Source organism: Ruegeria sp. AF8, assembly GCF_056541825.1.
Genome location: NZ_JBQFYW010000021.1, coordinates 13,043 through 35,549, shown reverse-complemented (window position 1 = coordinate 35,549; position 22,507 = coordinate 13,043). Strand labels below are relative to the sequence as shown.

The window sequence follows — 22,507 nt, the reverse complement described above, 5'->3', positions numbered from 1 at the left end:
CTCCCTGTGTTGATTCTGGTAGAGCATCTTCAATAGATTGCAAGCGATGGCCCGCCGGCCTGCGCGGCTGGCGGAAATTCGCGGCCCATCTGCTCGATAAAGGCTTGTTTTTGAGCCTTGTAATCAGGGTGGAAGAACAGGTTCATGTGTTCCCCCGGGTCTTCGGCGAGGTGGAACATCTCACCCCATTCCGGGTTTTCTGGATAAATTGTGACCCGCCACTCCTGGGTCAGAAGCGTCTGGTTATAGGTCTCCATACGGGTGCGTGGGTGGTACTCCGCGTATAGTTGGTTGCGGCCGCAGGCATCTGCGGCCGTCAGCCTTGCCTGAAAGGACTGCCCGTCCTGACGGCGGATCTCCAAGCCGAGGTGGGCCTGAAGCGTTGCGCGCAGATCCAAGTGACTGGTGACACCCTCGCGCGTGCCGGGTGTCACGCCGGGGCCGGAGATGACCAGCGGCACATGCAGCAGCGGACGGTAGGGGCTTGGCCCTTTGCGGATCAGCCCGTGATCGCCCAGCAGCTCGCCATGGTCCGACGTAAAGATAATCAGCGTTTCCTCAGCCAGACCCTGCGCCTCCAATTGCGCCAACAGGCGGCCGATGCATTCGTCAATCATCGAAACCATGCCATAGGTGTGAGCGATTGCCTGGCGCAGCGAGGCCTCCGAAAACCTATGTGTGGTCTGCATGAAACCCTGCTCGCGCGGCGGCCCCGGATTGCGCAGGAAGTCGACATAGCTCTTGTCGGCTTCTTCACGGTCGCCATCCAGGATGTAGGACGGCATCGCCGCCAATTCACCAGCGGTCAGTGCCGGGGTCGGAACCTCCAGCGGGTCGTACATATCGCACCAGGGGGCGGGCGGAGAAAACGGATGGTGCGGATCGGGATAAGATGCAAACAGGAAGAAAGGCTGCTCCCCATCCTGCTCCTCCAGAAAACCGCAGGCCCGGTCGGTGATCCAGGTGTTGTAATGAAGCTCTGACGGGATCGCGGACTTCCAGACTTCGTCCAGATCCTTTGGCCCGGGTTCCAGTGCATTTTCTGGGAGGTAAAGTGCCGCCGCGTCCGGCGCAGTTTCCCGGAGCCAATTTGCGTAATGGCCGCCTTCGGTCGCGCTTACCGACTCGCCGATCAGAATGTCCACCTTGTCAAATCCGTAGAACGGGCCGGTCCAGCCTTCGCTTTGCGGCAGCTCCCAGAACGCATTGGAATCCGGCATTGCATGCTCCGGCCCGGCCAGGATCGGCTGGAAGTGGAATTTCCCAGCTCCGTGGGTTCGGTAACCCGCATCCTTCAAATCGTGAGTGATCAGGGGCAGGTCCTCGGGCAGGGCCACTCCGTTGCGGGTCAGCCCGTGGTGCCGGGCGAACAGGCCGGAAAACAGGGTGGAGCGGCTTGGCGAGCAAATCTGATGGGGGGTGAAATGATTGCGGAAAACCGCGCCGCGCGCCGCCAACGCGTCGATATGCGGAGTCCGAGCAACCGGGTTGCCGGTGCAGCCAAGGCTATCCGCCCGCTGCTGGTCGGTCATGATCAGGATGACATTGGGTGGCATTGCAGATCTCCGGCTTGGCGCTGCCAAAAGCCTATTGCTTCCCCGCAATCCGGAAAAATACTATCTTTTGCCAATGATATTTGCAAAATGCATATCATGTTCACGCAGAAGCAACTGGAGGTCTTCCGGGCAGTCATGCAGACCGGCTCCGTCTCGGCGGCGGGACGGCGGATGAACCTGTCCCAGCCCAGCGTCAGCCGAATTCTTGGTGATCTTGAGCGGAAATTCGGGGTGCCGCTATTTCAGCGCCAGAGCAAAGGCGTGAGGCCCACACCCGAGGCGGAGGCCTTTCTCGAAGAAGTGGAGCGTAACTACCTGGTGCTGACAAACCTCGAGGAGGCAGCAGCCCAGATCGCGCGAAAAGAGCGCGGCACGCTCTCAATTGCCACCATCACTGCCGCCTCGCTGGAAATCGTGCCTCGGGCACTGGAACGGATGCAAGTCAAGGAGAAGCAGATCAAAGTCTCCTGGCAGGTAAAATCCTCGAAATGGGTGCTGGATTTTGCCCGCTCCGGCACGCTCAGGACCGGATTCGCCAATGTCCTGCACATGCCATCCGGGATGCAGGTTCTGTACGAAAACACCGTTCCGCATATGTGCTTTGTTCCCGAGGGGCACCCGCTGTCAGACGGGGAAGGACCGCTGCCGCTGCGCAGCCTGCGCCCTTTTTCGATCATCGGATTGCTGGGACAAGTTGCAGACGAACTGGCGCTGCGCAACATCGGAGAAAATGTGCAATCACCGTTGACCGCGGAAACATCGCTGGCCGCGCTCACCCTGTCGCGGCACTGCGGCGGCCTTCCCATCGTGGATGCGTTCACGGCCCACTACTGGCAGCAGCACAACAGCGGGCAGCCGCATGTTGTTAGCGAGCTGCCATTCTACAGGTTCGCGGTGTTCGAGCCGCTTGGCACCAGGGCCTCGATGATTGACCGGGATTTCCAAGCTTCCCTGATTTCTGAAATTGACAAGATTGTCTCCTGGGTAAACAAGCTGGCCTGATGACATTAGAGATGACATGACCCTGTTGCATGGATCAGAACTGGGGCAGATTGGCCCCAAACCCATCACTTCAGAAAACGCGCTCATGTTCTGCACGACCGAGAGATGTCATGCGGTTGAGTGCTTTTGATGCAATTCTTGCTTCAGCTATTTGAGTGGCAAGGTCACGCGCTTGCAGGCGATCGCCGATAACCTGTTTCCACCTGCCGATCTGGGCTTCAACCTTTGATCTCTGGTTGTATCCCGTCTCAATTTGCCAGTTCATAGGGTGATGTCACGTTAACTTGCCGTTTGGTTGTTCATGTCCGTAGTTGGACGTAGGTGACATCGATGAAGTCATCGCTAATCAGCTACAAGCGCCACCGGTTTCCTCCTCAGATCATCGCGCACGCGGTGTGGCTGTACCTTCGCTTCAATCTGAGCCTGCGGGAAGTTGAAAAGATGATGTTGCAGCGCGGGATCGATGCGTCATACGAAATTGTCCGGCGTTGGGTCATCAAATTCGGGCCGACGATAGCTCAAAACTTGCGGCGGAGACAGGGTCGTCCGGGTGATGTCTGGCATCTGGATGAAGTTGCCGTGAGAATTTCAGGTCGCAAGTATTGGCTTTGGCGCACGGTCGATCAGCATGGCGTCGTGCTGGACGAAATACTCCAACCGAAACGGGACAAACGGGCGGCAAAACGGCTGTTACGCCGCCTGATCAAGCGTCCTGGTTTCATTCCCAAGCGGATCATCACAGACAAACTGCGCTCCTATAGCGCCGCCAAGCGGGAGGTCGCGCCGGGGTTGGCTCATTGGTCGCACAAGGGCTTGAACAATCGAGCCGAAAACAGCCACCTCGCATTCCGAAAGCGGGAACGGACGATGCAGAGATTTCGGTCCCCAGGAGGTTTGCAGAGGTTCGTGGCCACCCATTCAGCCATTCGGAATTGCTTCTGTGCCCCCGCTCGTCGTCGTTCAGCCTTAACAATTCGATATCTCCGCCTCGAGGCATTTGACGCCTGGAATGCCGCTACTCGAGCCGCTTGAAATCCGAGCATAAGCATTCCTTGGCGGGCCGGAAGTTAATGTGACAACACCATCCGACTCCCTGGCCAGTCGCAGCGGTGGTTCTAACTCTATCATTCGCTCCTCCAGTGTTTGGGTCATGGCGTTGGCGTCGGTCCGTGTGCCCGAACAAGCGTAACGGTTTTAACGCCTTCGATATAGGCGACTCAGCTCAAAGCTGCCTTGTGGTGCCGCAGCTCCAGTGCCTTCCCCGCCTCGAGATCGTCAGGCCATCTGGATGGCGGCAGCTCAGTCCGAAGTCGCCATCGGGTCAAATTGCCCTGATGGAAGAAGCGAATGCTCATAAGGCCGGCGTCAAGCAATAGAATTACCGGACGAAGGCGAAATATGACGAAACCAGTATTTTACCGGCCTGCGGCTTCAGGACGTTTCGTTATGCTTTGGTAAATTTCCTGCCAAGGCAATCGGGGAAAACCTTTGCCGGTAGCGGGCCGGCGACACACCTGTCCGCCGCCGGAACAGCTTGCGGAAATATGAGGGGTTTGCATAACCCACTTCTTCACTGATCTCATCAATCTGCAGGCTGGTCGTTTCCAGCAATTGTTTTGCTTCTTCGATGCGCAAAGTTTGAACGTAGTCGATAGGTGTATAACCGGTCGCCGCCCGGAAACGCCGGTTAAATGTTCGCTCGTTGAGGCTAGAGCGGCGCGCGAGCCTGCCAACGATGTTACTCTCGTGGTAGTTTTCAGCGATCCAGCTCTGGGCATCCGCGATCACGGAGTCCGCGTGCCGGTGGGCGGTCCGCGCGCCGGCATACATCAACTGCCCCTCTGCCCGCTCGCCAAACAGGAATATTTTTGCGATCCGAACCGCCTCTTGTCCACCGGCAAACCGCGCGACAAGATACAACGCGAGATCTTCCCAGGACGACGCTCCGCCACTGGTCACGATGCGGTCCGCCTCGCCGGCTGTGCTCAGGATGCGCTCCGGCGCCAGATTTACCGACGGATAGAATTTTTTGAACTGTTCAACGCTCGCCCAATGGCAGGTAGCTTGCTGCCCGTTGATAAGCCCAGCCTCAGCGAGAACCAGCGAGCCAGTGCAGACCGAACAGATAATGGCTCCTTGGTCGAAGCATTCGCGCAACCAGGCGCATTCATCCGGCCAGCTGCCGCGCGGATCAAATGAAGCTCCGACGGCGATGTCGGGCACAATCACAACATCGGCCAGGCCAAGTTTCGCCTGAGGCGTGATCTCAATGCCGATTGCGGTCGGAATTGTGGCGAGGGACCGCGCTACGATTGCCGGTGAGAAGCGAGCAGGTGTGTTTTCTTCGCCGGTCATGTCCGACCATGCCCGGCCGACCGATTGGAACACTTCATAAAGCCCGTACAAGGCCAGCGGCGTCGCTTGGGGCAGCGCCAAAAGCGCAAACTTTGTGTCCCGGGTCTTACCTTCCATGTGGGATTTTGTCCGAAAAGGGCCGTTTCTGTCCATAGCCGATCTGACGGCATGCGCGGACCGGGGGTAGGCAGGGGTAGCAATTTCGAAAGGAACCACCAATGACCCACCACGCTGCCCTCCCTCCTGTGTTCGACCAAACCAGGGCCGAAGCATTTCTTGACACAGTTGCAGCAACCCTGAACAACGGTGCCGTGGCCGCTATGATTTCAGTCGGCCACCGCCTGGGTCTGTTTGACACGCTTGCCTCACTGCCGCCCAGCCAAAGCGCCACAATTGCCGAAACCGCAGGGCTGGCCGAGCGTTACGTGCGGGAATGGCTTGCGGTAATGGTCACGGGACAGATCGTTGACTATGCGCCGCAAGAAGAAACCTACAGCCTGCCTTCCGAACACGCCGCGTGCCTGACTGCCGGCGCACCATTCGGGAACCTGGCTGTCTATGCTCAGTCGGTTGCGCTTTTCGGCAAGGTCGAGGACCGCTTGATGCAAGCCTTCCGCGATGGCGAAGGAATTTCGTACAGCGATTACCCCTGCTTTCACCAAATCATGTCCGAGGACAGTGAACAGACCGTCGTCGCTGGCATCGGCGAGATTATTCAAACGCTGGCCCCCGATCTCGCCGAACGGCTGGATCAGGGCATCGACGTTCTGGATGCCGGTTGCGGTGCCGGACTTGCGCTGATCCGGATGGCTGAACTGCATCCAAACAGCCGGTTCAAAGGGATTGATCTTTGTCTGGACGCCATCGAGATGGCCCAGGGCACCGCAGCGTCACGCGGTGTGAGCAATGTGGGGTTTGAGGTGCGGGACCTGTCTGGTTTCGATGAAGCCTCAGCCTACGATCTGATCACCTCCTTCGATGCTGTGCATGACACCAAGGACCCCCAGGAACTTTTGAAATCCTATCACCGGGCATTGCGTCCTGGCGGTGTTCACCTCATGCAGGACATCGGCGGGTCGGTGCAGCTCGAAAACAACCTCGATTTTCCCTTCGCTGCCTTTCTCTATGCCATTTCCTGTAGCCACTGCACTCCAGTGTCTCTGGCGCAGGGGGGCAAGGGCCTCGGCACCATGTGGGGCTGGGAGACGGCTGAAACGATGCTGCGCCAGGCAGGTTTCCAGAGACCGGTGCGCAGTGTTCTGCCGCATGACCCGATGAACGTCTGGTTCGTCAGCCGGAAAGAGGCGCCGGTATGAGGCATGAACGTATTGTTGGGTTGTGTCGCAAACTTTTGTCGTTTGGATTGACGGGAATACAGGTTCCGACGTCTTTTCTCAGAGCATAGTTCTCCAACAGGTTTCAGCATGATCTCCTTGAAAGGCTGCCATTTCCCCAAGGATGCAGTTTTGTACGCTGTTTACTTCTATCTTCGGTACACGGTGTCCTATCGTGATCTGGAAGAGATCATGGCTGAGCGCGGTGTTCGGGTTGACCACGCCACCCTGAATAGGTGGGTTGTGAAATACTCGCCGATCGTCGCAGCTCGTGCGCAATCAAAGAAGCGTCCAACGCTGAATTCATGGCGCATGGACGAAACCTAAAGCGTCCCACCGAAAACCTGAATCGTTGGGATTCCCATGGCTGCTGATTTGTGATTCATCCTGTTTGGGAGGATGTATCATGTCAGCACCTTTGCCGGACGCGCTTCGGGCGCGGTTTCAGAGATTGATTGAGGAAGGGTTAAGCGGGCGGGCGGCGGCGTTGCGGCTGAAAGTGTCGCCTGCCACTGGGGCGCGGTGGGGGCTTTCGATCCGGCGCACCGGGCAGGCCCGCGCAGCCCCTCAGGGTCGCCCCAGGGGCAAGGGAAAGCTTGATCCGCATCGTGCTTTCTTCGCGGAGATCATCGCGCAGGATGGCGACATCACAATGCCGGAGCTGGCGTCAGCCCTGCATGACGTGACCGGTGTGCGCGCGCATCCCAATGCAATCGGCAAGTTCCTTCGCAAGCTCGGTTATACGCACAAAAAAAAAGTCGCTGGTGGCCGCCGAGCGCCGTCGCACCAAGGTAAGGCGTCAACGCGAAGACTGGTTCAAGCTCCGCATCCCGGCGGTATCGACGCGGCCAGAACGTGTTGTCTTCATTGACGAAACCTCGGTTAAAACCAACCTGACCCGGTTGCGGGGATGGGCACTGCGTGGGGATCGCCTTGTCATGGATGCGCCATTCGGCTCGTGGGGTACGCAAACGTTCATCGCGGGGCTCACCGCCGACGCCATGATCGCGCCCTGGGTCATCAAGGGGGCGATGGATGGCCCTGCCTTCGCGGCTTACGTCGAGAAGGTGCTGGTTCCGGAACTAGCCCCCGGCACTGTCGTCATTCTCGACAATCTCGCCACCCACAAGAACGTATCGGCGGCCAAGGCGCTGCGGGATGCCGGGTGCTGGTTCCTCTTCCTGCCGCCCTACAGCCCCGATCTCAACCCCATCGAAATGGCCTTCTCCAAGCTCAAGGCCCACCTCAGGCGGATCGGTGCCCGGACATTCACCGACATGTTCAAGGCCATCGGAGAGGTCTGTGATCTCTACTCACCTCAAGAGTGCTGGAACTACTTCAGGGCTGCCGGATATGCCTCAGGTTAAAGGCGGGATGCTTTATATTTGTGTTCGCGGCAAATGGATGTACCTCTATCGGGCCGTCGATAAAGCTGGGAATACTCTTGATTTCATGCTGTCTGAGCGTAGGAACCGTCCAGCAGCAGCACGGTTCTTTGGCAAAGCGCTGGCTTCAAATGGAATCCCGAGCAAGATCGTCATCGACAAAAGTGGAGCCAACGCGGCGGGCATTCGAGAGGTGAACAAAATCCTCAATCGGTTTGGCTGCCCAGCCAAAATCCAAACGGTCAGGTCCAAGTATCTGAATAACCTGATCGAACAGGATCATCGATTTATCAAGCGTCGCGTACGGCATATGTGTGGGTTCAAATCGTTCAGAACCGCATCAGCTACTCTGGACGGCATTGAGGTCGCCAACATGATCCGCAAGCAGCAATTCCCCAGCAATACGACCTCGGGTTTTCGGATGCTTGCCGAGATCGCAGGATAGGTGTGTCCAGTAGTTGACTGCCTATGGTCGTTGCAAAAGTTTGCGACACATCCAATCATGCTAATCTCTTCCATAGACGCCTCCATTCAGGTTGTTTGCAAACCCACAATGGCACATCGAGGCCAGCGGGGGCGTCTACACCTTCAAAGCCAGTTTTGCCCACTCCCAATCAGTCTGACAATCCACTCAAGACTATTTACTTTGACAAATCCGCCCGCCGCCACACCATGGGCGTATCTGTCGGCTTTGCCGCCTGCTCGAGAATCTTGGTGATCAAACCATGGTATGGAGATTTTCGGCAAACCGGGTCCGTGGCCGACGCGTCTCCGGCAATGGCCAGCGCCTGGCAGCGACAGCCGCCGAAATCGATTTCCTTTCGATCACAGCTCTGACATGGCTGGGGCAGCCAGTCGGTGCCGCGATAGGCATTGAACGCCGGGCTGTCGAACCAGATTTCCGCCAGCCTTCGATCCTGAACGGAGTCGAATGTCAGGTGCGGGATGCTCTCGGCCGCGTGGCACGGAAGCACAGTCCCGTTTGGCGTCACGTTCAGCCCGGCCGATCCCCAACCGCCCATACAGGATTTGGGAAAGTCCGCATAATAGTCCGGCGGCACGAAATCGAAGGCCAGCGTTCCGCGCAGCCGCTTCTCGGCCTCGGCCACGATGCGTTTGGCCTCGATCGTCTGTTCGCGCGTCGGCAACAGGTGATTGCGGTTCTTCGTGGCCCAGCCATGAAACTGCACACAGGCCACTTCAAGCCGGCGAGCCCCCACCTCGACCGCCATGTCGATGGTACGGTCCAGATCGTCCAGGTTATGCCGGTGCATCACCGCGTTCAGCGTCAGAGGAATTCCCCGCTCTCTGATGTCAGCAGCTACCTTCATCTTGCGGTCAAACCCGCCTCTGTATCCGCCTACCCAGTCCGCCAGTTCCGCATTGGCCCCCTGCAGCGAAAGCTGGATATGATCCATTCCCGCCGCCTCAAGCGCATCCAGCCGCCGCGGGCTCAGACCGATCCCGCTGGTGATCAGGTTGGTATAAAGCCCGGCCTCATGCGCCCCCTGCATCAATTCCACGATATCCGTGCGCGAGGTCGGCTCACCCCCGGACAGGTGCAGTTGCAGAACGCCAATCTCTGCCGCCTGCCGAAACACATCGATCCAGGTTTCGGTGTCCAGTTCGCTGTCACGGCCCAGTAATTCGGTAGGGTTGGAACAGTAAGGGCAGGCCAGCGGACAGCGATGCGTCAGTTCCGCCAGCATGGCGATGGGCGGCGGCAGACTCATTTTCTGACCCCCAGAAACATCCGGGCGCGCAAACCGATCATGAACTGCTGCACATCCCTGGATATCTGTTCCTCGGGGGCGTCGTAGGTGGCCGCCAGATCGGCAATGATCGTGCCAAACGCGGCATTGCCGTCCACCCGGGACAAAATGGCTTCACCGATCATGTCCAGGGCTATGGCCTTTTCCGGTGCCAACAGAACCTTGCCGCCCCGCACCCGGTCCTCGACCATTCGGACACCGCGCGGCAAATAGGGGCGATCCGTATCGGCCAGCGCCAGGCTCATGCTATGCCCTCTCCGGGCTGCCAGGCACCGGGCGGAATGCGACCCGGTTCCACGTAAGCCCCCCACAAAGCGTCCAACTGCGCCCAGAGCACATTGGTCTTGAACATCAGCGCCTCACAGGCGGCATCCTCTTTTTCCGGCGTGTCGGCATGCTCCAGAACCCAGGCCAGCCCGAACTTCACGTCCTTAGGTGCCTCGGTCAGACGTTTTTTGAAATAGGACATGCTGTCAGCATTGGCGAAATCATAATGCTGCAACATGCCCTCGATGCGGCGTTCGTGGATCGAAGGCGCAAACAATTCGGTCAGCGACGAGGCCACTGCCTGAAGCAGCGGCATATCGCGGACATAGCGGATATAGGCATCCACGGCGAATTGCGTGGCCGGCAGAACCCCCCGTCCGCTTGCGACGTAATCCGGGTCCAGCCCGACCGCCTCGGCCAGCTTCAGCCAGCGGCGAATCCCACCACCGCCATCCACGTCGCCGTCGTGATCCTCGATCCGGCTGCGCCATTCCCGCCGCATCTGCGGATCGCTACACCGGGACAGGAACGCGGCATCCTTCATCGGTATCGCTGCCTGATAGGCCCAGCGGTTGATGACCCAGGCCCTGACCTGATCCGGATTGCATTTGCCCCCGTGCAGCATGTGGTGAAACGGGTGCTTGTCGTGATAGCGTTCGGCCCCGATCGCCCGCAGCCGCTGTTCCAATGTTCCGGTGGTGCGGCTGTGTGCGTTCATGTCACGATCTCCATCCCGTCAGCAGCGACGCGCCAGCCCTGCGCGAGAACAAAAGCGCGTTCCGGTCCGTCCGGCTGCCAAACCGGGTTTGTATTGTTGATATGTATAAAGGTCTTGTCCGCTTTCAGCCCGGCCAGCCGGGCAATCGACCCCTCCGGCCCGCTGATCGAGATATGCCCCATGCGCTTGCCGGTTTTCACGCCGGTGCCCGAGCGGATCATCTCGTTATCTTCCCACAGCGTGCCATCAAAGAACAAATTATCCGCATCCGCCAGGGTATCCAGAAGATCGCCGGTCACATCCGCGCAGCCGGGAATATAGTAGGCCACGGTCTGCCCGTCGCTCAGGCGAACCCCTACCGTCTGTTCACCGACCAGATCGGTCTGAACCGTCTCGCCTTCCATGAACAGCGGCACCTTGCCCGGCACCGAGAACACCCGTGCCTGCAATCCCGGCAGGACCTCAAAGCCTTGGCCGATCTCGACCGGTTCCCGCGACACCTTTTCTACGTTCACCGCGTCAAACACCCGGTTATCCGCCAGAACCTTGTGGATTTCCGAAGTGGCAAACATTCTGAACGGGGTCTGCTCGCGCAGGGACAGCAACCCGGCGATATGGTCGATATCCCCGTTTGTCAGCAATACCGACGCAAGCGGCGTATCCCGCAAATCGCGCGGGTGCATCGCGGGGCAGGCCATCATCTGGGCGCGGATGTCGGGAGAGGCATTCAGCACCGCCCAATCGCGCCCGTCCAGAGACACGGCCAGCGATGACTGGCTCGCCGAAGCGATCTTGCCGCTGCGGGCGTCCTGACAATTGGAGCACCCACAGTTCCACTGTGGCAGTCCCCCGCCAGCCGCCGCGCCAAGAACCAGAAACCGCATGGCCGCTACCCGATCAGGTGCGGATCAAAACAGATCGCGTTCGTATTCGCGACCTTCGTCCTCGGACGGCGCGTACATGTTGATTTCCATGCCGCAGTTCACTTCTTTCAGTTTGGGTGCAGTCCAGGCCATCTTTCATCCTCCGCTGGCTGGTTAGGGTGCCCCAAACCTACCAACGTGCCCCAGCCTTGCGTATTGGTCTTTGGTCGTAGTCCCGACCTGCGACCAAAGTCCAATAGGGTGCGCGCAGCTCTGCCGCGTAGGGTCGTTCCATGCGCGCGATACTATTCACCCTGTTGTTCTGGCTTGCCGCGACCCTGTCCCGGGCCGCCCCGCTGGACCGGGCGGTGCTTGCCGACCTAATCATGCCGCCGTTTTCGTTGGGCGAGCCCATCGACGACAATGGCGTCTACCATTTGCTGAATTCAGGGGGTGCCGAAGCCGGATATGTTTTTGAAACCGAACCGCTCGCCCCCCTGCCCGGTTTTTCCGGAGCAGCGATCAACGCGTTGGTTATGCTTGATTTAGAGGGGAAATTCCTCGACGTGCGCCTGATCGAACACAATGAACCGATCTTTGTGTCAGGCTTGGGCGAAGCCCCGTTCCACAAGTTTTTCGAGCAATATCCCGGGTTGTCCATCTCCTCGTCCATCGTTGTCGGAACGCCCTATGGCAGCGGCGGGGCCGGTTCGTCGCTGGCCTATCTGGACGGCGTTACCAAGGCCACGGCCTCGGTCCGTATCGCGCATGAATCGGTTATGGCCGCAGCCCTCACCGTCGCCCGGAAAAAGATGGGAGGGATTTCGACTACCCCGCCCGCGCACCCCGATCCGGAATACTCCGAAACCATGACATGGGACGATCTCGTGTCGCAGGGCATCGCAACCCATACAGTCATTTCCAATGCTCAGGTCGATGGCGCCTTTGCCGACACCCTGTGGGAGGATGATGATTCCGAAGCGCAATCCAACCCGGACGCGCCCTACCTCGATCTCTGGATCGTGGATCTCGGCCCGCCATCCATCGCCCGCGCGGTTCTGTCCGGGGACGGGTTCCGCGAGCTTCAGAATTTCCTTTCAATCTCGCCCAGTGACGAACCGATCCTGGTGATCGAAACCGCGCGCCACGGGCTGGTCAGCCCCGATTTCGTACGCAACACCGCGCCGGACTGGTTGTCGGCGGAACAGGACGGTTTGCCGGTTGCGCTGCGCGACAGCGATCTCTTTGTCGAACTGTCGGACGCGCTGCCCGACGCGTTTCATGACGGGGCGATGATGATCCTGCGTACGGACCGGCGGCTTGGATTCGATCCCTCGCGGGAATGGACCCTGAATGTCGCCGCCATCCGCCAGCACGGAATGTTCCAGCCCGAAACAGGCGCCATCAACCTGCCGGTCACTCATGCAACCGATGAACGGTTTTTCTCGCGCCCCGAAATGGCAAGGCCCGTCCCCCCCTGGCGAGAGGCGCTGCGTGCGCGGCAGGTCGACCTGATTATTCTGGTCCTGTTCCTGACCGGGCTGACCGCGCTGCTGTTCTGGTCCCAGAACGCGCTGGCGCAAAGCCGAACCCTGACCCCGGCCCGGCTGGCGATTCTTGCCTTTATGACGGTGTTTGTCGGCGGGTGGGGCCAGGGGCAGCTGTCGATCGTCACCGTGCTTGCGGTGGCGCGCGCCGCCATTGAAGGCGGCAGTTTGGCCTTTCTGACCTTTGATCCCTTTTCACTGCTGATCTGGGGTTTCACCCTTCTGGGCTTTGTCCTTTGGGGGCGTGGGTATTTCTGCGGCTGGCTGTGCCCCTTTGGTGCGCTGCAGGAGTTCGCCCACCATCTCGGACGCATCCTGCGCCTGCCCCGGATCGAACCCTCGCCCGCGTGGGACAAGCGCCTCAAGCTTTTCAAATATGCGGTGCTGGCCGGCCTCTTCGTCACCCTGTTCGCAGCTCCCGACCAGGTGGACAAGGCCGCCGAGGTCGAACCCTTCAAGACCGCTATCACCACTTACTTCATCCGCGACTGGGACTATGTCGCCTATGCCGCGCTCTGGCTGTTGTCGGGGATGATGCTGTTCAAAGGGTTCTGCCGCTATGTGTGCCCGCTGGGCGCGATGATGGCCATTGGCGGATTGATCCGGGGGCGCAAATGGATCGAGCGGCGCAGCGAATGCGGGTCACCCTGCCAGCTGTGCAAGGCAAAATGCGGCTATGGCGCGATCCGCCAGTCCGGCGAGATCCGGTATTCCGAATGTTTCGGCTGCCTCGATTGCGTCGCCATCCACAATGATCAAAACCGATGCGTGCCGCTGATCATCGCGGCGCGGCGCGCCTCAAAACGATTGGAGGCCGCCGAATGACCTCATTAACCCGACGCCGGTTTCTGAGCATTTCCGCCGCGGCAGCGGTAACACCCGCCATCGCAACCCCACTGCGCTGGCAGGGCCACGCCATGGGAGCACGGGTTTCGGTGGTTCTGCATGCTCCGGAAGATCAGGCGAAACCCGCCCTCGATCTGCTGAGGCAGTTACTGCCGCGCCTGGAACGTCTGTTCAGCCTTTATGACAGCAACTCCGACCTGTCCCGCTTGAACCGAAGCGGCAGGCTGGGCGCACCCCATTCGGATTTCGTCACGCTTCTGGAACAGGTCGGTCAGGTTCACAGCGCCACAAGCGGGCTGTTCGATCCGACCGTACAACCGCTCTGGCTGGCACTTGCACGAGGCGAGGACCCCGCACGGGCCCGCGCTTTGTTGGGCTGGGATCGCGTACAAGTCTCTCCCCGGGTTGTAGCCTTGGATTACGGTCAGGCGTTAACCCTGAATGGGATCGCGCAGGGTTTTGCCACCGACATGGCCCGGCAGGTCCTGCGGCAATCGGGCCTGACCAGAACGCTGATCAACATCGGAGAGTTTGCAGCCCTCGGCGGTCCCTTCCGCCTTGGCGTGGAAGACCCCGATTTCGGGTTGGTAGCGACCCGCACGCTGGAAAACCGAGCGATTGCCACATCCAGCCCCTCGGCACTGAAACTCAGCGCGGATCAGAGCCATATCCTGCACCCCAACGCGAACCCGCGCTGGTCCACAGTCAGCGTCGAGGCCGACAGCGCTGCCATCGCCGACGCGGCCTCGACCGCCTTCTGCCTGATGCCTGAACCCGGGATTCGTGATGCGCTGCGCGCCCTGCCCGGAACCCCGAAGGCGACGTTGGTCGATCACTACGGTGATCTGAAATCCTTGGGTTAAACCCGCTTCAGCGCAAGTCTGGTGGCGCGAACGTCAGCCCGTATTCGGCGAAAATCCGGCCTACGCGCCCATCTTCAACGCCGACGAAAATCGCATCTCCAACCGCATAGGCCAGCGGCCGATAGGCGAAATGAACCGCAACCCCGGCGGTCCATTTTCCCACGGCGAACCCCGGCAGTGGCGGGCTGTGCACCGCCAGTTCTTCGGTGACGCCATGCTCCAGCTGCGCCCGAGGCCCCATCGCCGCCATGGTTTCCCCGGCGCTCAGCCCCGCCATGGCATCCGCCATCGAAGTGTACCGGGTCACGTTCTGCGACAACTGCCCGCCGGGAAAGGACGACAGATAGAAATCAGCAATCGAGTCATTCTCGACCGCAACCGTGTCAAACCGGAAATAGGCCGGAACCGGGGGATCCTCGGGATAGGCCTCTTTTCGGTAGGCAATGGCGATTTCTTCGACATGGTATTGCCCGGTGAAAACCACCTGCTCGACCCGGCAGGCAAATTCGCTGTCGTAGGGCACGTGCAGCATGACATTGGCCACGCTACCGCCGACGATCGGTCCTTTCCAGATCCAGTTTCGCAGATCGGTCTGCAGATCCTCGCCCGGTGCCACCAGTTTGAACCGGGCCTCGACGCCCAGCTCCTCCGCAATCAGGCGCCCGATCTCGATATCAACGCCCGTGATCTTTCCGTCCTCATCAAAGGACCAGGGCGGGAAATCCTCATAGGCGGCAAAGGTAATGAACCCGCGTTCCTGGATCGTGTCGAGATCCTGCCCGACCCGATCCCGCGAAACATTCTGGGGCTTGGCTTGGGGCACATGGTCTTCACACCGGGCGAATGCGGTCTGTGCCGAGACACAGATAACCGACAGGGAGAAGAAGGTTCCGGCAAGAAAACGTATCATGTGCCCCAATCTGCTTGTTTCTAGTTAGCCGCGGACAGACCAACGGTCAGGACTTCGGCCGCACCGGCATAATCCGGCTGGTCCCCCGAGATCAGGCTGGCCGCACGAAAGGCAACACTGTCGGCCACGGGCGCACCGGAACCGGTCGCCACACCTTGGGCCACCGTCTCCAACTCGTCGCGCAGGGCCTCGACATCACCCGTGCCACCATCCACCATCGCGATTAGTTCATCCCGGATCTGCATCAGCCGCGGCGTGACGCCGTCCAATTCGCCATCATCGGGCCGGGTCTCGAGATAGGTGCGGATTGCCCAGGCCGCTTTCTGCCCCAGCAATTCACCAAAGGCAGGCATCTTGGTGATTCCATTCTGCGTGTACCCGGTCTGGAACCGCTCGACATACCATTCGTCGCCATATTCTTCGGCTTCGAGATAGCGCAGATCAGGCGCCAGCCCACCAGACACGCCGCCCAGGCCGTGGCACCGCGCGCAGTTCTGATTGTAACCACTGCTGCCGATCTCGATTGCGGCCTTCCAGACCTCTTCACCCTGATCGCGATAAGGGTTTTCGATCAGCCACTCTTCACCCACATCCGGCAAAGCATCGGTATCCATAGGTTGCGGCGCCACGTCGCCATGCGCTTGCGCCATCGAACTTGCGGTAATCAGGCCAAGTGTGGCCATGGACAGTCTGAACATCGAGTCCTCCCGTTCGTGTGTTTCCCTCCTCGTTTTTAGCGGAGGCGAACACCGGCTTGATACGAGACTTAAGTTTGAGATCGGCCGTTTCACCATACGACCTTGGTCCAATGGCCCCCCCTGTCGATCAGGCCTTAGCCTTGGAGTGACCGACATTCTTCTGGTGAGGAACCGTGCGAAACCACTTGCTCATAATTGCGGGTCTGATGCTGGCAGCGGGCAGTGCCGTTGCCGAAACCCGCATTCCAATGGTCTTTCTCAAGCAGGAAGCCGTCCGCCCGCCGACCCTGTCCAACCTTGACCCCATCCCCGGCGATCTGGGGGAAATGGGTGCCAGGCTGGGCCTGAGCGACAACATGACCACCGGTGCCTTTCTCGGCCATGATTACAGCCTGGAAACCGTGGTGATCCCCGTCGACGGCGTTCCGATCGCAGCTGCGGGTCAGGCGCTGGAACAAACGCCGTTCCTGATCCTCGATGTCCCAGCGGACACCTTGCTGCAGATTGCCGACCTGCCCGCCGCGGATGACGCCCTGCTGTTCAACACCTCCAGCGCCGACATGGACCTGCGCAGCCAGGACTGCCGTGCCAACCTGCTGCACACTTTGCCATCCTACCAGATGCGCAGCGACGCCATGATGCAGTTTGCCCGCACCAAACGCTGGGACACGCTGGCCCTGATCACCGGCGAACACCCGCAGGACGGTGCCTTTGCCGATGCATTGCGCCAAAGCGCGGCCAAGTTTGCGTTGAGCATCAACGCCGAAAAAACCTGGGCCTTTGATGCGGATATGCGGCGCAACGCGGCGCAGGAGATTCCGCTGTTCACGCAGGACCTTGGCAAATATGACCTGCTGCTGATCGCTGACGAACTCAACGATTTTGGCCGCTACATTGCCTTCAACACCTGGCTGCCCCGCCCGGTCGCCGGCTCCGAAGGTCTCAAGCCTGCGGCCTGGGCTCCGGTGGTCGAACAATGGGGCGCGGCCCAGCTGCAATCGCGGTTCCGGGACCTGGCCAACCGTTCGATGCGGCCCCAGGACTATGCTGCCTGGGCTGCCATTCGCTCGATCGGCGAGGCCGTGACCCGCACCAACAGCGCAGAACCCGCCCAGTTGCGCGATTTCATCCTGTCGGACGCATTCGAGCTGGCCGGCTTCAAGGGCCGCCCGCTCAGCTACCGCAACTGGAACGGTCAGCTGCGCCAGCCGATCCCGCTGGTCACCCAAACTGCGCTTGTCGCCCAGGCCCCGCTGGAAGGGTATCTGCACCAGCACAACGAGCTCGACTCGCTTGGGCTCGATGCGCCCGAAAGCGCCTGCGAGGCCTTCCAATGACCCGCTTTCATCTTTTCTCAAATACTCCCGCCGGAGGCATCCAACGGAAACGCACAATGAAACATTTGCTCTTTACCGCTGCCCTCAGCGTCGCCGCGCCGCTTCACGCCGCCGAAATCTGGGTTACCAACGAAAAGGATGACACGATCAGCGTGATCGATGTGGATACGCTGGAGGTCACCCGCACGATTCCAACCGGTGAACGCCCGCGGGGCATCACCTTTTCCAAGGATTACAGCCGCGTCTATATCTGTGCCTCGGACAGCGACACCGTGCAGGTGATGGATCCGGATACAGGTCAGATCCTGTACGACCTGCCCTCGGGTGAAGACCCCGAACAATTCGTGCTGCACCCCAATGACCGGCACCTCTACATCGCCAACGAGGATGACGCGGTGACCACTGTAGTCGACACCGAAAGCCGCAAGGTGATCGCGCAGATCAATGTGGGTATCGAGCCCGAAGGCATGGCCGTGAGCCCCAACGGCAAGATCGCCATCACCACCTCGGAAACCACCAACATGGCACATTGGATCGATACCGAAACCCGCGAGTTGTTCGCCAATACGCTGGTCGACAGCCGACCGCGCCACGCCGAATTCACCGCCGGTGGGTCCGAACTTTGGGTAAGTTCCGAAATCGGCGGCACCATCACTGTTTTCGACACCGCCAGCCAGGCCGAGAAGGCCAAGATCGAATTCGCCGTCAAGGGTGTGCATCCCGACCGGGTGCAACCCGTCGGCTTCGAATTCACCGCTGACGAAAAGACCGCCTTGGTCGCGCTCGGCCCCTCGAACCACGTGGCGGTCGTCAATGCCGAAACCTTTGAGGTCGAGGATTACATCCTGGTCGGCCGCCGGGTCTGGCACATGGATTTCTCGCCCGACAAATCGCTGCTTTTCACCACCAACGGTGTCTCGGGCGATGTGACCGTGATCGACGTCGCCAAACGCGAGGCGCTCAAATCCGTCAAAGTGGGCCGCTTTCCCTGGGGCGCGGCGATGCGGCCGTGACGTCACCCAACCACCACCCTCCGGCCGGACCGCCAGTGGCGGGCACATCCGGCGCGAGGTTGTCCAAAAAACCGAACCGACAGGAGCTTGACCATGCTGACGAAAACCCTGACCGCCGCCCTTCTGGCCCTTGCCCTGCCCGCCACCGCGATGGCGGATGACGATGATGATGAACCCCAGTTCGGCATGGCCGGCCTGCTCTCGGCCACCAACAAGGAAGACCTGCCGCCGATCATCCTCTCTGCCGGCATGCCCCTGACAGAGGCCCCGTGGGAACTCAAATCCGGCACCTATTACGAGTTTGAAATCCAGGGTGACGGTAGCCAGGAACTGGCGCTTGTCGGCTCCGAATTCTTCCGCGCCATCTGGATCGACGAGATCGTAGTCGAAGGGCTCGAGATCCGCCCGCTGGGGCTCGACAGCATCGAGTTCGACGAGGCCGGGGAAATGGAAATTGGCTTCATCGCGCTGAAACCTGGCAACTACCACCTCAAGGTTCCGGGCTCGTCCGGCGAAACCCAGAAGCTTGAGATCGCCATACAGTGACCGGTCTCAGGGTCCAGAACCTGAGCTACGCCTATGGCCCGAAACAGGCGTTGGACGACGTGAGCTTTCACGTCCCGTCCGGCGCCTTCTGCGCCCTACTGGGCCCGAACGGGGCTGGTAAATCCACCCTGTTTGGCCTTCTGACACGGCTGTTCACCGCGCCACAGGGCCGCATCGAAATTGCCGGATTTGATCTAGCAGGAAACCCCCGCAAGGCGTTGAAAAACATAGGCGTTGTCTTTCAGCAGCCCACGCTTGATCTGGATCTCTCTGTTCACCTCAACCTCAGCTACTTTGCCGCGCTGCACGGATTGTCGGGCAGGTTGGCCCAATCCCGCATCGATGCCGCATTGGACCGGCTCGACATGCGCAACCGGTCACGGGAAACCGTGCGCAACCTCAATGGCGGTCACCGGCGGCGGCTGGAAATCGCACGCTGTCTGATTCATCAACCAAAGGTGCTGCTGCTGGACGAGCCCACAGTGGGCCTCGACGCCGCCACCCGCCGCGTCATCACCGACCATGTGCATGACATGTCGGCGGCCGAAGGGTTGACGGTGCTCTGGTCAACCCACCTGACCGATGAAATCCGGGACAGCGATCAGCTGGTAATCCTGCATCAAGGACAAGTCCTCGAAACCGGAACCTGCGGCGCGCTCCGGGGTGCAACCCCGCTCAACGACCATTTCCTCAACAGGACCGGGGCCGATGCATGATCCGAGCCTTCATCTGGCTAAAAATACCTCCGCCGGAGGCACCGGCCTGGCCCGGCCAGGCCGGTTGGGTGCCATGATCCCTGCCCTTGTTGCCCTGCGCGCCATCATCATCCGCGAATCCTTACGCTTTGTTCGCCAGCGCAGCCGCTTTGTCGCGGCCCTGGTGCGGCCGCTGTTATGGCTGGTCGTGTTCGCGGCGGGTTTCCGCGCGGCGCTCGGTCTTTCGATCACGCCACCCTACCAGACCTACACCACCTACGAGGTTTACATCGTGCCCGGCCTCTGCGGCATGATCCTGCTGTTCAATGGTATGCAAAGCTCTCTGTCGCTGGTCTACGATCGCGAAATGGGATCAATGCGGTTGTTGCTGACCAGCCCCCTGCCCCGGTGGTGGTTGCTGATCTGCCGTCTTCTGGCCAGCACATTGATTTCGATCCTTCAGGTCTACGTCTTCCTCGGCGTGACCGCGATTTACGGCATCCGCTTTTCACCGCAGGGGTATCTGGCCCTGCTGCCGGCCTTGCTGGTAACCGGTATGATGCTCGGGGGGCTGGGGCTGGCCCTGTCCTCGGCCATCAAACAGCTCGAGAATTTCGCCGGGGTCATGAATTTTGTGATCTTCCCCATGTTCTTCCTGTCCACCGCGCTCTACCCGCTGTGGAAAATGGCTGAAAGCTCGGAGCTTCTGCACGACATTTGCACCGTGAACCCGTTTACCCAGGCGGTCGAACTCATCCGTTTCGCGCTCTATGGCAGCTTCAATGGCTTCGCTCTGATGTGGACCGGCCTGGCCGCGGCCGTGTTCCTGGCCCTGTCGGTCTGGGGATACGATCCCGCGCGGGGGCTGACACGGCGTAAGACCTGACCTGTCTTACGACCATTGTGCAATACCCCGGGGTCAACCAGTTCCCAATAATGCCCCTAGCCGGAAATCCGCGCGAATAGGCGTCTGGCTTTGAAACAGAGACATCATGGGAGGAGCCCACATGAAACGCTTTATCACTGCAGTTGTTGCAGGGGTCATGTTGGCCGGCACGAGCCACGCCGGAGTGACCGAAGAAGATATCAAAAATGACCAGTCCGTCACGTCGCAGATCGTGACCAACGGCATGGGACGCCACCTGCAGCGTTTCAGCCCGCTGGACACGCTGAACACGGATAACGTTCACAAAATGGTTCCAGCCTGGGCCTTCAGCCTGGGCGGCGAAAAACAGCGCGGCCAGGAAACCCAGCCGCTGATCTATGACGGGGTGATGTATATCACCGGCTCTTACAGCCGTGTCTATGCCATCGACGTGATGACCGGCGAGGAGATTTGGCAGTACGACGCTCGCCTGCCCGAAGGCATCCTGCCCTGCTGTGACGTGATCAACCGCGGCGGCGCCATCTATGGCGACAATTTCTATTTCGGCACCCTGGATGCCCGCATCGTGGCGCTGGACCTGAAAACCGGCGACGTGAAATGGCGCAAGAAAATCGCCGACTACAAGGCCGGCTATTCCTACACCGCCGCACCGCTGATCGTGGACGGCCTGGTTGTCACCGGCAACTCGGGTGGCGAATTCGGCATCATCGGCGCGGTACAGGCCCGCGACGCCGAAACCGGCGAGCTTGTCTGGGAGCGCCCGGTGATCGAGGGCCACATGGGCACGCTGAACGGTGAAGAATCCACCATGACCGGAACGCTCAACGCGACCTGGCCGGGCGATATGTGGAAAACTGGCGGCGGTGCAACCTGGCTTGGCGGATCCTATGACGCCGACACCGATACGCTGGTCTTCGGGGCCGGCAACCCGGCGCCCTGGAACAGCCATCTGCGCAACGCGGGCACCCCGATCGAGGGCAACAAGGGCGACAACCTCTATGCCGCCAGCCGCATTGGCATCGACCCGAAAACTGGTGAGATCAAGTGGCATTTCCAGACCACCCCGCGCGAAGGCTGGGATTATGACGGCGTCAACGAAGTGGTCGCTTATACCGATCGCGAGGGCAACAAGCGCTTTGCCACCGCCGACCGCAACGGCTATTTCTACGTGTTGAACCGCGAGGACGGCGCATTTGTCAGCGCCACGCCGTTCGTCAAGGACATCTCGTGGGCCAGCGGCATCGACGAGACCGGGCGCCCGATCTTTGTCGAGGAAAACCGCCCCGGTAACCCGGCAGACGCGGCAGACGGCAAGAAGGGTGACGTGATCTTTGCCTCGCCCTCGTTCCTGGGCGGCAAGAACTGGATGCCGATGGCGTTCTCGCAGCGCACCGGCAATTTCTATGTCCCGTCGAACGAATGGGGCATGGATATCTGGAACGAACCGATCACCTACAAGAAGGGTGCCGCCTATCTGGGCGCAGGCTTTACCATCAAGCCCAATTACGAGGATCATATCGGCAGCCTCAAGGCAATCGACCCCGATACCGGCGAGATCAAGTGGGAATACAAGAACGACGCACCGCTTTGGGGCGGCGTGATGACCACTGCCGGCGGCCTTGTCTTCACCGGCACCCCGGAAGGCAAGTTCATTGCCTTTGACGACGAAACCGGTGAAGAGCTGTGGTCGTTCCAGACCGGCTCGGGCATCGTTGGCCAGCCGGTGACCTGGGAACAGGACGGCGAGCAATATGTCTCGATCGTCTCGGGCTGGGGCGGCGCGGTTCCGCTCTGGGGCGGTGAAGTGGCCAAGAAGGTCAACTACTTGAACCAGGGCGGCATGGTCTGGACATTCAAGTTGCCCAAGGAACTGGCTGCAGCCAACTGATCCGGCACTGAGATAAAAACAGGAAC

General features: G+C 60.1%; 22 protein-coding genes and 2 pseudogenes. 14 read left to right on the top strand and 10 right to left on the bottom strand.

Annotation, left to right across the window (positions count from 1 at the left end; genetic code table 11):
• Positions 1–29: 29 nt before the first annotated feature.
• Positions 30–1,556 (bottom strand): sulfatase family protein, encoded by a 1,527-nt coding sequence (locus ACR0AO_RS21655; protein WP_480608429.1) that lies wholly within the window; start codon positions 1,554–1,556, stop codon positions 30–32.
• An 87-nt stretch (positions 1,557–1,643) separates the two neighbouring features.
• Here ACR0AO_RS21655 and ACR0AO_RS21650 point away from each other — a divergent pair, with 87 nt between their 5' ends.
• Positions 1,644–2,558 carry a LysR family transcriptional regulator gene (locus tag ACR0AO_RS21650; protein ID WP_480608426.1) on the top strand — a complete coding sequence of 305 codons (915 nt, stop codon included), beginning with the start codon at positions 1,644–1,646 and terminating at the stop codon, positions 2,556–2,558.
• Between the two features lie 70 nt (positions 2,559–2,628).
• On the opposite strand, the gene ACR0AO_RS21645 is transcribed toward ACR0AO_RS21650, so the two are convergent.
• Positions 2,629–2,823, bottom strand: a complete 195-nt coding sequence (locus tag ACR0AO_RS21645; RefSeq protein WP_480608423.1) for a hypothetical protein — start codon at positions 2,821–2,823, stop codon at positions 2,629–2,631.
• Between the two features lie 65 nt (positions 2,824–2,888).
• Between ACR0AO_RS21645 and ACR0AO_RS21640 the strand changes: the two genes are divergently transcribed.
• Positions 2,889–3,590: an IS6 family transposase gene (locus tag ACR0AO_RS21640; protein ID WP_480608482.1), complete on the top strand. Its 702-nt coding sequence runs from the start codon at positions 2,889–2,891 to the stop codon at positions 3,588–3,590.
• A 399-nt stretch (positions 3,591–3,989) separates the two neighbouring features.
• Here ACR0AO_RS21640 and ACR0AO_RS21635 read toward each other — a convergent pair whose 3' ends face one another.
• Positions 3,990–5,030 (bottom strand): GlxA family transcriptional regulator, encoded by a 1,041-nt coding sequence (locus ACR0AO_RS21635; RefSeq protein WP_480608421.1) that lies wholly within the window; start codon positions 5,028–5,030, stop codon positions 3,990–3,992.
• 101 nt (positions 5,031–5,131) lie between these two features.
• Here ACR0AO_RS21635 and ACR0AO_RS21630 point away from each other — a divergent pair, with 101 nt between their 5' ends.
• The 4 genes and pseudogenes from ACR0AO_RS21630 to ACR0AO_RS21615 all read left to right on the top strand — a co-directional run.
• Positions 5,132–6,229, top strand: a complete 1,098-nt coding sequence (locus ACR0AO_RS21630) for a class I SAM-dependent methyltransferase (protein WP_480608418.1) — start codon at positions 5,132–5,134, stop codon at positions 6,227–6,229.
• Positions 6,230–6,337: 108 nt separating this feature from the next.
• Positions 6,338–6,571 (top strand): annotated as a pseudogene (locus ACR0AO_RS21625) (IS6 family transposase); the annotation flags it as partial.
• 82 nt (positions 6,572–6,653) lie between these two features.
• Positions 6,654–7,614, top strand: a protein-coding gene (locus ACR0AO_RS21620) for an IS630 family transposase (RefSeq protein ID WP_480608415.1) whose coding sequence is annotated in 2 segments (ribosomal slippage) — positions 6,654–6,977 and positions 6,979–7,614 — 960 coding nt in all. Because the reading frame shifts where the segments join, the coding sequence is not laid out codon by codon here.
• 13 nt (positions 7,615–7,627) lie between these two features.
• Positions 7,628–8,077, top strand: a pseudogene (locus ACR0AO_RS21615) (IS6 family transposase); the annotation flags it as partial.
• A gap of 196 nt (positions 8,078–8,273) precedes the next feature.
• Here ACR0AO_RS21615 and pqqE read toward each other — a convergent pair.
• The 5 genes from pqqE to pqqA are packed head-to-tail and all read right to left on the bottom strand — an operon-like array spanning position 8,274 to position 11,405.
• On the bottom strand, positions 8,274–9,365 hold the full coding sequence (gene pqqE / locus ACR0AO_RS21610; protein ID WP_480608412.1) for a pyrroloquinoline quinone biosynthesis protein PqqE: 1,092 nt from the start codon (positions 9,363–9,365) through the stop codon (positions 8,274–8,276).
• A complete protein-coding gene (gene pqqD, locus ACR0AO_RS21605; protein WP_480608409.1) occupies positions 9,362–9,649 on the bottom strand; it encodes a pyrroloquinoline quinone biosynthesis peptide chaperone PqqD in 288 nt (95 codons plus the stop codon). Before pqqD ends, pqqE begins: the two co-directional genes overlap by 4 nt.
• Positions 9,646–10,389 (bottom strand): pyrroloquinoline-quinone synthase PqqC, encoded by a 744-nt coding sequence (pqqC, locus tag ACR0AO_RS21600; RefSeq protein ID WP_480608406.1) that lies wholly within the window; start codon positions 10,387–10,389, stop codon positions 9,646–9,648. Before pqqC ends, pqqD begins: the two co-directional genes overlap by 4 nt.
• On the bottom strand, positions 10,386–11,273 hold the full coding sequence (gene pqqB, locus ACR0AO_RS21595; protein WP_480608403.1) for a pyrroloquinoline quinone biosynthesis protein PqqB: 888 nt from the start codon (positions 11,271–11,273) through the stop codon (positions 10,386–10,388). The genes pqqC and pqqB overlap by 4 nt, the downstream gene beginning before the upstream one ends.
• Before the next feature lie 24 nt (positions 11,274–11,297).
• Positions 11,298–11,405 carry a pyrroloquinoline quinone precursor peptide PqqA gene (pqqA, locus tag ACR0AO_RS21590; RefSeq protein WP_170429904.1) on the bottom strand — a complete coding sequence of 36 codons (108 nt, stop codon included), beginning with the start codon at positions 11,403–11,405 and terminating at the stop codon, positions 11,298–11,300.
• 140 nt (positions 11,406–11,545) lie between these two features.
• On the opposite strand from pqqA, the gene ACR0AO_RS21585 reads away from it, so the two are divergent.
• Complete coding sequence (locus tag ACR0AO_RS21585) at positions 11,546–13,624, top strand: 4Fe-4S binding protein (RefSeq protein ID WP_480608400.1); 2,079 nt, start codon at positions 11,546–11,548, stop codon at positions 13,622–13,624.
• Positions 13,621–14,508, top strand: coding sequence for an FAD:protein FMN transferase (locus ACR0AO_RS21580; RefSeq protein ID WP_480608396.1), 888 nt, complete (start codon positions 13,621–13,623; stop codon positions 14,506–14,508). Before ACR0AO_RS21585 ends, ACR0AO_RS21580 begins: the two co-directional genes overlap by 4 nt.
• Positions 14,509–14,515: 7 nt before the next feature.
• Here the strand turns inward: ACR0AO_RS21580 and ACR0AO_RS21575 are convergent, their stop codons facing one another.
• Both ACR0AO_RS21575 and pedF read right to left on the bottom strand, forming a co-directional pair.
• Positions 14,516–15,418: a substrate-binding periplasmic protein gene (locus ACR0AO_RS21575; RefSeq protein WP_480608393.1), complete on the bottom strand. Its 903-nt coding sequence runs from the start codon at positions 15,416–15,418 to the stop codon at positions 14,516–14,518.
• A gap of 20 nt (positions 15,419–15,438) precedes the next feature.
• Positions 15,439–16,116 (bottom strand): cytochrome c-550 PedF, encoded by a 678-nt coding sequence (gene pedF, locus ACR0AO_RS21570; protein WP_480608390.1) that lies wholly within the window; start codon positions 16,114–16,116, stop codon positions 15,439–15,441.
• 173 nt (positions 16,117–16,289) lie between these two features.
• Between pedF and ACR0AO_RS21565 the strand changes: the two genes are divergently transcribed.
• The 6 genes from ACR0AO_RS21565 (at position 16,290) to ACR0AO_RS21540 (ending at position 22,481) form a co-directional block, all read left to right on the top strand.
• Positions 16,290–17,453, top strand: a complete 1,164-nt coding sequence (locus tag ACR0AO_RS21565) for an ABC transporter substrate-binding protein (RefSeq protein ID WP_480608388.1) — start codon at positions 16,290–16,292, stop codon at positions 17,451–17,453.
• Between the two features lie 56 nt (positions 17,454–17,509).
• On the top strand, positions 17,510–18,466 hold the full coding sequence (locus ACR0AO_RS21560; protein ID WP_480608385.1) for a YVTN family beta-propeller repeat protein: 957 nt from the start codon (positions 17,510–17,512) through the stop codon (positions 18,464–18,466).
• Positions 18,467–18,559: 93 nt separating this feature from the next.
• Positions 18,560–19,012 carry a cupredoxin domain-containing protein gene (locus tag ACR0AO_RS21555; RefSeq protein WP_480608382.1) on the top strand — a complete coding sequence of 151 codons (453 nt, stop codon included), beginning with the start codon at positions 18,560–18,562 and terminating at the stop codon, positions 19,010–19,012.
• Complete coding sequence (locus ACR0AO_RS21550; RefSeq protein ID WP_480608379.1) at positions 19,009–19,728, top strand: ABC transporter ATP-binding protein; 720 nt, start codon at positions 19,009–19,011, stop codon at positions 19,726–19,728. Before ACR0AO_RS21555 ends, ACR0AO_RS21550 begins: the two co-directional genes overlap by 4 nt.
• A 73-nt stretch (positions 19,729–19,801) precedes the next feature.
• Positions 19,802–20,593, top strand: a complete 792-nt coding sequence (locus ACR0AO_RS21545) for an ABC transporter permease (RefSeq protein ID WP_480608377.1) — start codon at positions 19,802–19,804, stop codon at positions 20,591–20,593.
• A gap of 121 nt (positions 20,594–20,714) precedes the next feature.
• Entirely contained in the window at positions 20,715–22,481 is a 1,767-nt protein-coding gene (locus tag ACR0AO_RS21540) for a PQQ-dependent methanol/ethanol family dehydrogenase (protein ID WP_480608374.1), read from the top strand.
• Positions 22,482–22,507 lie beyond the last annotated feature (26 nt).